Origin of the sequence: Novosphingobium taihuense (genome assembly GCF_007830315.1) — a bacterium.
Lineage (GTDB): Bacteria > Pseudomonadota > Alphaproteobacteria > Sphingomonadales > Sphingomonadaceae > Novosphingobium > Novosphingobium taihuense.
Genome location: NZ_VLKJ01000001.1, coordinates 1,027,945 through 1,038,119 on the forward strand (window position 1 = coordinate 1,027,945; position 10,175 = coordinate 1,038,119).

Here is a 10,175-nt window from a genome sequence, read left to right on the forward strand (position 1 = left end):
TGCATCGTGCTGGCCACGCGGCTAGCCCATTGGCAATGTTGCAAAGCCAGTCAGCACACCAAGCCCCGCTCGCCGTCGTTCTGCTATCGGGCGGACTCGATTCGATGGTCTGTGCGGGCCTTGCAAAGGAGCAGGGCTTCCGCGTCCTTGCCCTGACGATTGACTACAACCAGCGCCACCGCGTCGAACTCGATGCGGCCAAGGTCATCGCCGGGCGCATCGGCGTGGAGCGCCACGTGATCCTGCCGCTCGACTTGCGCCAGTTCGGTGGTTCCGCGCTAACTTCGGATATCGCAGTGCCCAAGGACGGCGTGGGCGACGACATTCCGGTCACCTATGTGCCAGCCCGCAACCTCGTGTTCCTCTCTCTCGCGCTAGCCTGGGCGGAAGCGGCGGGTTCGAACGACCTGTTCATCGGCGTCAATGCGCTCGACTATTCGGGCTACCCCGACTGCCGTCCCGAATTCGTGAAGGGCTTCGAAGGCCTCGCCCGCGTCGCCACGCGGATCGGCAACGATGGCGGGACCGTAAAGGTGCACGCCCCGCTGCAACACCTCAAGAAATCAGAGATCGCGCAAGAAGCAGCGCGACTGGGGCTTGAGCCCGGCCAGAGCTGGTCGTGCTACGATCCCCTTCCGGACGGGAGAGCCTGCGGCACATGCGACAGTTGTCGTCTGCGGCGCGCAGGGTTTGAAGAGGCAGGCCTGCATGACGGAACCCGGTACGGCGAAGATTAACGAGGATTCGGATCAAGACTCATCAAGCCCGCACGCACAGGAGGCCACGGCCTACAGTTGGTACGTGCTCGGCATTCTGGTGCTGGTTTATATCCTGAACTTCGTTGACCGGCAGATCCTCTCGATCCTCGCCAACGACATCAAGAAGGACCTGTCGCTCTCCGACGCCGATCTCGGTTTTCTCTACGGCACGGCGTTTGCAGTGTTCTATTCGCTGTTTGGCATACCGCTAGGCCGACTGGCCGACAGCTGGCATCGCGTGCGCCTGATGAGCGTGGGCCTCGCCGTCTGGTCGGTGATGACTGCGGTTTCGGGCCTTTCTCGCAGCGGCGCACAGCTGACGGCAGCCCGCATCGGTGTCGGCGTTGGCGAGGCAACAGCCAGCCCTGCCGCTTATTCGCTGATCTCGGACTATTTCCCCCAGCGTCTCCGCGCGACGGCTCTGGCGATCTACTCTTCGGGCCTGTTCCTTGGCGGCGGGCTTTCGCTGCTGGTCGGCGGGATGGTCGTGGAGCGCTGGAATGCAGCCTACCCGATGGGGGGCCCTTTCGGACTGGTCGGCTGGCAGGCGGCGTTCATGGCCGTGGGGCTGCCCGGCGTGGCGCTTGCGCTCTGGGTTGCGACGCTGCGTGAGCCGATCAGGGGGGCAATCGACGGCTTGCCCACACCGAGCGGCGAGCGGCCCTTCCGCGGATTCTTTGCAGAGTTGCTCAACGTCATTCCACCGCTGACGCTTATCGGCGCGGTTCGCCGCGGCCCTGCCGCACTTCTCGCCAACCTCGCCGTCGCCGCCTTGATTGCCTTGACCGTTCAGGCGCTGACAACTGTTCTGGGCACATCGACCCGGCAACAGTGGATATTCCTCAGCGTTGGAATTTACGCCGTCTACAGCTGGGCAAGCGCGCTGCGGGCACACGATCTGCCAACCTTCCGCCTGATCTGGGCAACACCGGCGTTCCTGTGCACGACGCTGGGATACGGAATGGTCGCCTTCACCTCTTACGCGACGTCCTATTGGGCCGCGCCCTACGCCGAGCGGGTTTTCGACATCGACAAGGGACAGCTTGGCTGGTTCATCGGGGCTCCCGGCGCTTTAGCCGGATTCCTCGGCGTCATTCTTGGCGGCAGAATGGCGGACTTTCTGCACCGCCGGATGGCTGCAGGACGGGTTATGGTCACACTGTTCGGGTTACTGGCCCCCATTCTGCCACTCGTCTTCGCGTTCCGTGCCGACAGCTTCGGCGCATTCGTGGCGCTCCTGTTCGTGGCGCAGTCAATGTCGAGCAGCGCGCTCGGGGGCGCGGCGGCAACGAGCCAGGCTCTGGTCCTGCCACGCATGCGTGGCACGGCAACTGCCACGTTCTTCCTGGCTACGACGCTAGTGGGGCTTGCGCTCGGGCCGTTCATGGCAGGCTATGTTTCGGCGACCCACGGGGACGATCTTGCCATGGGTGTGCTGTCGACGCTGGTATCGGTTCCGATCGGCTTGATCTTGCTGGTAATCGCAATCAGGACCGTTCCGGCAGCGCAGGCAAGCCTCGACAGCCGCGCCCGCTCTGCCGGGGAAGTAATCTGACCGTTCAAGCCGGACGGTTCAGTACCCCGCAGGCAATCCGGCCACCGCTATTGCCGCTCGGATCGGTCTTGTAGTCATCCGCGCTGGCGTGGACGACTACAGCAGTTCCGTCGGCATCGAGCAGGCTTGCTGCCAATTCTGCGGCGCTGCCAGTAAGCACGAAGCTGAGCGCTCCCTTGCCGTCAGCGCCGACAGCGACATTGGGAAGATCACCTAGGTGCGGTCCTGCCGGGTTCATCGACCCGTGCTGGTGCGAAGAGGGATTGAGATGGCCGCCTGCTGACGCAAAGGCAGGCGCCTCACATTTGCCCGTGGTGTGAAGGTGAATGCCATGATCGCCCGTGCTGAGCCCGCTAACTTCTGCCACCAGTCGCATGACAGTACCGGTCTGCTCGACCCGAGCCATGCCGACCGACTTTCCCATTCCGTCGGTCAGGTTGGCAGTGGCCAACACCTTTGCTGATTCGGCAGGTCCTGTCGTGGCGCATGAGCCCAAAAGATAAGCGCACGCGATCGGAAGCGCCGTGGCCAATTGTCTTGCAGCCTGGAATTTCATGATTCTCTCCATCAACGCCAATGCGCTTGAACTTTAACGAAAAAGGGGCCGGATTGCTCCGACCCCTCGTTCGTTTTTCGGCAAAACCGAAGATTACATGCCCGAACCCGGACCGTAGGTGATTTCCACGCGACGGTTCTGCAGTTCGCGAACGCCATCCGCGGTAGGAACGCGGTTGTTGCTTTCGCCGAAGGCCTGGCTGGTGATCGAGCCATCGGGGATGCCGTGGGTGGTCAGATACGAACGGACAGCCACGTTGCGGCGCTCCGAAAGAGCCTGATTGTACTTCACGGTGCCCGAACGGTCAGCGTAGCCGGCCAGCATGATCGGAACGTTAGCGCAGTTGCCATAGGCGGTGACTGCGTTGTCGAGGATCGTCGACGCTTCCGGCGTGATGTCCGACTTATCCCAGTCGAAGAACACGATGTACGGACCCTTGTTGCAGACCGGAGCCGGCGGCGGGGGCGGAGGAGGCGGCGGCGGCGGCGGGGGCGGGGGGGGCGGCGGCGGAGCCGCTTCCTCAACCGGTGCAGCGCCACCGAAGTTGTAGCTCAGCGTGCCGAGGATCGAGTGCGAACGGAAGCGGGTGCGGGCAGCGTTACCGCCAGCATCAACCAGATCGACCTTGTCGGCGTTGAAGAAGCGATACTTCAGACCAACGTCGATGTGGTCGGAAATCGGCGCACGGATGCCGGCCAGAGCCTGCCATGCAAAGCCGGTGTCCGAATCGTTGACGTCAACCGCGCCACCGCCTGCGTTGATGAAGTACTTCGCACGAGCGACGCCGACACCACCGCCGACGAAGCCCTGCAGGCCGTCATCGGGACCGAAGTCGAGCAGGCCATTGACCATGAAGCTCAGCGCATCAGCGTGACCCTGAGGGTTCGTGAAGGTCTGCGCACCAAAGTCGACAGCGTCGTTGTAAGCACGGCGATAGCCGACTTCGCTTTCCAGACGGAAGCCACCGAAGTCATAACCGACGATACCGCCGAAGTCATAACCGGTGCGGTTGTTAAGAACGATCTGACCGCCAAGCGCTTCAGAATCTTCAACCTTCATCGCGCCGGCGTCGGCTTCGACGTACCAAGAGTCATCCCGTGCAAGCGCCGGAGATGCCAAGGCACTCGAGGCCAGGGCAAGGCCCAGGACCAGTTTCCGCATTATCGTTTCCCCTTTTAGCGACATCATGCCACGTCGTGCAGGTTGTCTACCGGTTCCAAAGTGGTCATGCAAGCGGACAAACACACCGAGTGTTGCACGAAAACAACGGATTTACTCCATTGTGCAGTGCAATTATCTGTTGATTGCGCCCTCATGTCCCCCTGCAATGCCGGAAGGGACGATTGGTTCCACTTAACTGTCAGAAAAGATGCCAATTGCTTTCAATGCTTGAATGACGAGTGCAAGAGTCGCACGCGCCTCTGAGTCGACATTGCCCCCGGCGGGCGCAGCGGGGGCTTCAGCCAGTTTCCAGGTCCCGTCGAAAAGCCTTATCGCACTGTATTCTAGATCGTACGCCCTCATACCTGGTACAGGCTTCACGAACCGCCATCCACCATCTGTCCAGCCCGCAATGCAGTTGCTCTGTCCGACGAACGCACCGGTGGGAGTGGTACCGACAATCCACACCTGCCCAACCGTCGGCGAAGCCGGGGGATCGTTTCGCAAGCCAAGCACGGCCACCGCCACCAATCATATCGATCATGGCCAAAGCCTCGTTGACGCTCGTCTCTTTCTGGGTCTGGCTGACAAGCATGGCTGTGTTGTGGCCCACGAAAGGCTTCGGGCTCACCGGCCGAATAGAGAAACGCCTGTGCCCCGTTCGGCCAGGTCAACCGCCGCACCGAGCTCTCATAGCTCGGCCGCCGCCACGGTGCCCCGATCGAAAGCAGCCCGCTCTCGCCTTCCACCATCACGCTGCGCGCTTCGTGAAGCGAGGAGCCAACAAGCGCGATCCGCGCCTCGGGATCGGCCTCGGCCACGGCTCGCACCCATTCAGCCCCCAGCCGCGTCTTGCCGAACCCGCGCCCGGCCATGACCAGCCAAACGCGCCAGTCGCTTTGCGGCGGCAGCTGGCTGCTGCGCGCACAGGTTCGCCAGTCATGCGGCCATTCGGTAATCTCCTTGTCATCCAGTTCTTCTACGAAAGCGGCGATGCGCTCGGGGCTTGCATCGGACAACCAGTCCAGCAGCGCCCGCTCAGCCATGCACACTCACGTCGATGGCAGTTGCTTGCCGCTGCCGCTGCACTTCCTCGCGGATCTGCAGCAGCTTGGCATGGAGCGACTGGCGCACAGCCTCTACATCGGCATTGTCGCGGATCGCCCGCTCGCGTGCCACCGTCTCGCGGTGTCGCGAAAGCAGTCGCAGCGCGGTGGCATTGTCGAACTTCGCGCCATCCTTGGATTCACCGAAGCGCAGCCGATGCAGCACCTCGATCTCCAGCAGGTCGTAGCCCTCGCACAGCGCCTCGCGCCACCGAGCGGCAAATTCGCTGTCGTCGCGCTTGTCCTTGTAGGCTCGCGAAGCCGGAACTTCTGCCGCCGCCGCTGCCGCCGTCACGTTCGATGTTTCGGCCAGAATGGCCAGAAAGACCGGCCGCCACGGCCTGTTGCTCTTCTTTGCCTTGGTTGTCTGCGCAGATTCCGGTTCCTCGTTGGGAACCTCAAAACCGGGTGTTTCAGGGCACGGTGTTTCCGCGCATGACTCATTGGCACCCGGCTGCACTGTCGGCTTGGCCATGCGGACCATCCCTCTCGGACTTGAGCTGATCTGACGCCACCCCACCCGCCGTTCCGACCTTCAGGAACGATTCGGCCTCGCGATGTTCTTTATATGTACTCAATCCACGGCGAAAGTCAACCAAAAAGTGCCAATTCGGTTATCCGCGCTCAATCAACCAACCAAAACACCGTCACCCCGGGCGCAGGCCGGGGCCCACAACCTGTCGCAGCCAACCACCCTCAAAAGCCGCCAAGATCCCCGCACAACCGACGCAAGAACCTCTGGCACTTGCCGCCCGTCTCCCCTATTCGCCGCAGTGCAACAAGAAGGGCTCCCGATGCTTCGTCGCCTCTACGATTGGACCATGGCCAAGGCCGCGCATCCCCATGCTGAATGGTGGCTGGCGCTGTTCGCGTTCATGGAGGCAAGCTTCTTCCCGATCCCGCCGCACCCGCTGCTTGGCCTGATGTGCCTGGCAGAGCCGAAGAAGGCCGTGCGCTTCGCCGCGGTGGCCACCATCGCGTCGGTGCTCGGCGGATTGCTCGGCTATGCGATCGGCTACGGGCTCTACGACACTGTCGGCACCCAGCTCCTGGCCGCGCTGCATCTCACCGAGAGCTTCCCCAAGGCGGCATGCTACCTGCGCGAATACGGGGTCGAAATCATCATGATCAAGGGCGCCACGCCCATCCCGTTCAAGCTGCTGACGATCACCGCCGGCTTCATCGCCATGCCGCTGGTGCCGTTCATCCTCGCCAGCATCGTAAGCCGCTCGATCAGCTTCATGATCGTCGGCGTGCTGTTCCGCCTGTTCGGAGCCCCGATCAAGCGCTTCATCGACAAGTACCTTGGCCTCGTCACGGTCGGCTTCGTCCTGCTCGTCGTCGGCGGCTTCATCGCCGCCACCATGCTCGGCGGCGGCGGCACGACAGATGCGAAGTCGAAGTGCGAACAGGTCGCGCCGCTGAGTTAAAGGCCGAAGCGGTACGAATACCCCAGACCGACGGAAAACTGCGTCCGCTGCCCGCGCTCGCGGATCAGCGAACTGCCCGCCGGTTCACCGCCCAGACGGTCCACTCCGGCGAACAGTGCGACCACGCGCTTCTGGCTTAGCGGCCGGATCAGATTGCCACCCACCCCGTAGGACACGAGCCCGCCATCGGGCCGAGAGACCGCCAAACCGGTGCGCACGGCCTGCCCCGCATCGACGCCATAATAGGTCCGCATGAAATCGCCGCTGGCAAGGGTCGCGCGCGGTCCAACTGCATAGATCAGCTTGCCCGAACGCCCGGAATACTGCGCCAGCACATCGCCGACCACGCCCTCGTGCCCGCCAAACCCCTGCCGCACTTCGGCCCGCAACCGCCACTGGCGCTTCGCGCCCAGCCGCTTCTCCACGAAAGCACCAGCTTCGCCCGCAATATCCACGTCGCCCATTCCGCGCAGCGCATCGCTCCCCCCAGCGATCAGGAACGGCGATCCGCCATCGTCCTCGTTCCGCCCGAAACGCGAACGCACGATCGGCCCGGCCTTCCAGCCATCCCGGTTCACCGCGTTCCAACCCAGGCCATCCTGAACCGAGAGAAACAGCGTGTCCTTGTAGTTGATGCGCAGGTCCGGAAAGATCGACAGCGCGGTATCCTTCGATCCGGCCCAGGCCATGCCGAACACCGGTGCCACGCCCACTGTCATCGTCCAGCCCTGCGGCGTCGGCGGCGGTCCCGCAGGACGCGCCGAGGCAGGGGCAGTTGGGGGCGTCTGGGCCAGCGCGGGATGCGCAAGTGCAAGGCCCACGGCAGGCAGCAGCATCGCTCGAACCAGACGCATCCTTATTCTCCTTGATGTAAGTAACGACCCGTCGCGTCCTATGAACTGCCTCCAAGACCGGCGCTTTGCGGCAATGTGTCGAACATTTGCGCTTGTGCTGCAGGTGCCTGCACGCAATCCTGCCCCATGCTCACGCTCTTTCACTGCAAGAACGCCCGCTCCTTCCGCGCGCTCTGGGCGCTCGAGGAAATGGAGCTGCCGTACAAGCTCCACGTCCTCCCCTTCCCCCCGCGCCACCGGCACGAGGGGATGCACGAGATCAACCCGCTGGGCACGATTCCGGTGCTCGTCGATGGCGACGTGAGGTTGACGGAAAGCATTGCGATTCCACACTATCTCGCCACGAAGTACGGCCCGACCGACCTTGCCGTCGCCCCGCACGAGGAGGGCTACGCCGCCTACCTCAACTTCCTCGTCATGGGCGAGGCGACGCTGACCTTTCCGCAGACGATTCACCTGCGATATCAGGTCTTTGCCAAGCCAGAGGATCGCCGTCCCGAAATAGCCCGCGACTACGCCGAATGGTTCGGCTCGCGCTTGCGCAATGCCGAGGGCATGATGGGGGAGGAATTTGTCGCTGCGGGGCGCTTCACCATGGCCGACATCTCGGTAGGCTACGCGATCATGCTCGCGCTATCGGTTGGCCTCGAAGAGTTCGTGCCGAGTTCCTTTCGCGCCCGCTGGAGTTCCCTTTCCGCACGCGAGAGTTGGAAACGCGCGATTGCGGCCCAGAATTCAAGCGCCTAAGCGCTTTCGATGGCTCTTATCGCGTTCAACAAGCCCTTCGGCGTGCTCTGCCAGTTCTCCCCCGAACGCACCGGCCCTCCCCGCCCGACACTGGCCGATTTCATCGACTTTCCGGGCATTTACCCGGCAGGCCGCCTCGACCATGACAGCGAAGGCCTGCTCCTCCTCACCGACGACGGCCGCCTCCAGGCCCGCATCGCAGACCCTCGCCACAAGCTGCCAAAGACCTATCTGGTTCAAGTGGAAGGCGAGCCCGACGAGGCCGCGCTACAGGCCCTTTGCAAGGGCGTAACGCTCAAGGATGGCCCCACCCTCCCCGCAATGGCGGAGCGGATCGAGGACCCTGCCCTCTGGCCGCGCGACCCGCCAATCCGCGTGCGCAAATCGATCCCCGACACCTGGATCAGCCTGACGATCCGCGAGGGCCGCAACCGGCAGGTCCGCCGCATGACCGCCGCTGTTGGCCACCCGACCCTTCGGCTCGTGCGCTGGCGCATCGGCGACTGGTCGGTCGAGGGAATAGCGCCGGGGGAATGGCGCGAGCTATAGACCTGCGCCGCGCCAGCAGCGCGCCAGGCAATCTCAGGCGGTCAATTGGACGTACGCCCATATGGCAAGGGCCCAGCCGGATACAAGAATCGCGGCTATGACCGCAGCCTCGATTGATCGCGCAGGATCGACTGGCATCCATTCCGGCACAAGGACGATATCGATCGGTTGGTATGGGATGACGTCTATGGTGCCGACGGTTTCGTCGTGATCAGCAGACGGCCAGGTTCCAACTGTCTCGCGCACATCATCCAACATGTCCATCGCACCTAGACTCCGCTCGCGACGCATGCGGCGTCTGAGACCGCGTCGGGAAGTGGGGCGTGGGCTTCAACTCCGATTTGCTCGGCCATCATTTCATAGATCTTCTGGTATGGCTCATCCTCCAGCCAGACCCAACGCACCCGGTGGTCGACCGAGTCAGCGGAGCTTGAGATGAGCCCCTTGCGCTCCAGAACGTTGATCCATCGCAGCGCTGTGGTCGCTGGCACACCAGAGGCTATACAGGCGTTCTTGACCCGAGCCGATTTCCCCTGCATCCGCATGACGAACAGCTCAAGCAGGATGTCCCAGGCCGGTTCACCGAACAGATCCTGTGGCAGCCAGTTGCTGCGCTTGCGCCTGAATGCATAAATCTCTTTGGCGTACTGCAGCACCTGATTCTGATGTTGTTCATCGTCAGCATGCCGAGGCAGTCCCGATAATTCCTGGCTTTTGCCGATAGCCAAGTCCAGGGAAGCCGATAGCTCGCGCACGCGGGTGAGAAGGCCACGGAGATTCTCGAAGTCTTTTGGTAGAATGGCTGCTTGCATGTCTGACTGCCCCCGACACGTATGCGTCATCGATTGGTCCACCACATCGTCTTCTTCTTCAAACCCGCCCAAATCTCCCCGGAAACGACAGCAACTGGAATTGATACCCAGACCGCTGCCCTTAGCATTTCAAAATATGAGTTCGGCACCTTTACTCCACTGAAGCTAAGCACCACGAATGTGTACCTCAGAAGAAAGATAGCCGATACCAATAACGGCCAAATTCTTTTCGTTATTAACGCTAGCCATAATAATATCGCTAGACTTACGCCTTGAACTACGACTTGCCCGAAATTCACGCCGCCAGATAAATGGCGGGAAAATGCCCAGGACATTAGAGCCTGATCCGAAACTAAGTTGAGTGGTATCAGTGGGTTAGCTTGACGCGAGCCCAAGTCGTTGATTCAGGTGGTTTTGCGAAGACTACCGGAGATCAAGGATGTGGACCGACACCACTCGGGCGCAGTATGCCCGCGCGGACTTGGCTTTGCCAAGTGATTTGACCGACGCCGAATGGGCGCTGCTTGAGCCGTTTTTGCCACCGCCGTCGCATGTGGGCCGTCCGCGCAAATGGCCGCTCAGGCGAATTGTCGAGGCGATCCTGTATCTGTTGCGCGGCGGTCTGCCATGGCGGATGCTACCACCGT

14 protein-coding genes are annotated in these 10,175 nt (G+C 62.3%); 6 read left to right on the forward strand and 8 right to left on the reverse strand.

Going from position 1 to position 10,175, the window contains the following annotated elements; genetic code table 11:
- Nucleotides 1-35 precede the first annotated feature (35 nt).
- Both queC and IQ25_RS04975 read left to right on the forward strand, forming a co-directional pair.
- Nucleotides 36-737: a 7-cyano-7-deazaguanine synthase QueC gene (gene queC, locus IQ25_RS04970; RefSeq protein WP_181447186.1), complete on the forward strand. Its 702-nt coding sequence runs from the start codon at nucleotides 36-38 to the stop codon at nucleotides 735-737.
- Nucleotides 709-2,313 (forward strand): spinster family MFS transporter, encoded by a 1,605-nt coding sequence (locus IQ25_RS04975; protein ID WP_144902969.1) that lies wholly within the window; start codon nucleotides 709-711, stop codon nucleotides 2,311-2,313. Before queC ends, IQ25_RS04975 begins: the two co-directional genes overlap by 29 nt.
- A gap of 4 nt (nucleotides 2,314-2,317) precedes the next feature.
- On the opposite strand, the gene IQ25_RS04980 is transcribed toward IQ25_RS04975, so the two are convergent.
- The 5 genes from IQ25_RS04980 to IQ25_RS05000 all read right to left on the reverse strand — a co-directional run bounded on the left by IQ25_RS04980 (nucleotide 2,318) and on the right by IQ25_RS05000 (nucleotide 5,611).
- Nucleotides 2,318-2,767, reverse strand: a complete 450-nt coding sequence (locus IQ25_RS04980; protein WP_258536949.1) for a superoxide dismutase family protein — start codon at nucleotides 2,765-2,767, stop codon at nucleotides 2,318-2,320.
- Nucleotides 2,768-2,962: 195 nt separating this feature from the next.
- Complete coding sequence (locus IQ25_RS04985; protein ID WP_144902974.1) at nucleotides 2,963-4,030, reverse strand: OmpA family protein; 1,068 nt, start codon at nucleotides 4,028-4,030, stop codon at nucleotides 2,963-2,965.
- 192 nt (nucleotides 4,031-4,222) lie between these two features.
- Nucleotides 4,223-4,498 (reverse strand): DUF2793 domain-containing protein, encoded by a 276-nt coding sequence (locus tag IQ25_RS21460; protein WP_407070581.1) that lies wholly within the window; start codon nucleotides 4,496-4,498, stop codon nucleotides 4,223-4,225.
- Nucleotides 4,408-5,076: a terminase large subunit domain-containing protein gene (locus tag IQ25_RS04995; protein ID WP_338112172.1), complete on the reverse strand. Its 669-nt coding sequence runs from the start codon at nucleotides 5,074-5,076 to the stop codon at nucleotides 4,408-4,410. Before IQ25_RS04995 ends, IQ25_RS21460 begins: the two co-directional genes overlap by 91 nt.
- Nucleotides 5,069-5,611, reverse strand: a complete 543-nt coding sequence (locus IQ25_RS05000; protein ID WP_181447169.1) for a hypothetical protein — start codon at nucleotides 5,609-5,611, stop codon at nucleotides 5,069-5,071. Before IQ25_RS05000 ends, IQ25_RS04995 begins: the two co-directional genes overlap by 8 nt.
- A gap of 319 nt (nucleotides 5,612-5,930) precedes the next feature.
- On the opposite strand from IQ25_RS05000, the gene IQ25_RS05005 reads away from it, so the two are divergent.
- Entirely contained in the window at nucleotides 5,931-6,566 is a 636-nt protein-coding gene (locus tag IQ25_RS05005) for a YqaA family protein (RefSeq protein ID WP_144902979.1), read from the forward strand.
- Here the strand turns inward: IQ25_RS05005 and IQ25_RS05010 are convergent.
- Nucleotides 6,563-7,420 (reverse strand): MipA/OmpV family protein, encoded by an 858-nt coding sequence (locus tag IQ25_RS05010; RefSeq protein WP_144902982.1) that lies wholly within the window; start codon nucleotides 7,418-7,420, stop codon nucleotides 6,563-6,565. The two genes, IQ25_RS05005 and IQ25_RS05010, sit on opposite strands and share 4 nt — an antisense overlap.
- 126 nt (nucleotides 7,421-7,546) lie before the next feature.
- Between IQ25_RS05010 and IQ25_RS05015 the strand changes: the two genes are divergently transcribed.
- Together IQ25_RS05015 and IQ25_RS05020 are read left to right on the forward strand one after the other, a co-directional pair.
- Nucleotides 7,547-8,167, forward strand: a complete 621-nt coding sequence (locus tag IQ25_RS05015) for a glutathione S-transferase (RefSeq protein WP_144902985.1) — start codon at nucleotides 7,547-7,549, stop codon at nucleotides 8,165-8,167.
- Nucleotides 8,168-8,176: 9 nt separating this feature from the next.
- Complete coding sequence (locus tag IQ25_RS05020) at nucleotides 8,177-8,716, forward strand: pseudouridine synthase (RefSeq protein WP_144902988.1); 540 nt, start codon at nucleotides 8,177-8,179, stop codon at nucleotides 8,714-8,716.
- A gap of 33 nt (nucleotides 8,717-8,749) precedes the next feature.
- Here the strand turns inward: IQ25_RS05020 and IQ25_RS05025 are convergent, their stop codons facing one another.
- Nucleotides 8,750-8,980 carry a hypothetical protein gene (locus tag IQ25_RS05025; RefSeq protein ID WP_144902991.1) on the reverse strand — a complete coding sequence of 77 codons (231 nt, stop codon included), beginning with the start codon at nucleotides 8,978-8,980 and terminating at the stop codon, nucleotides 8,750-8,752.
- Between the two features lie 5 nt (nucleotides 8,981-8,985).
- Nucleotides 8,986-9,528, reverse strand: coding sequence for a MarR family transcriptional regulator (locus IQ25_RS05030; protein WP_158637668.1), 543 nt, complete (start codon nucleotides 9,526-9,528; stop codon nucleotides 8,986-8,988).
- A 439-nt stretch (nucleotides 9,529-9,967) separates the two neighbouring features.
- Between IQ25_RS05030 and IQ25_RS05035 the strand changes: the two genes are divergently transcribed.
- Nucleotides 9,968-10,175, forward strand: a 208-nt coding sequence (locus tag IQ25_RS05035; RefSeq protein ID WP_144902997.1) for a transposase, incomplete at its 3' end; no start/stop codon positions are given.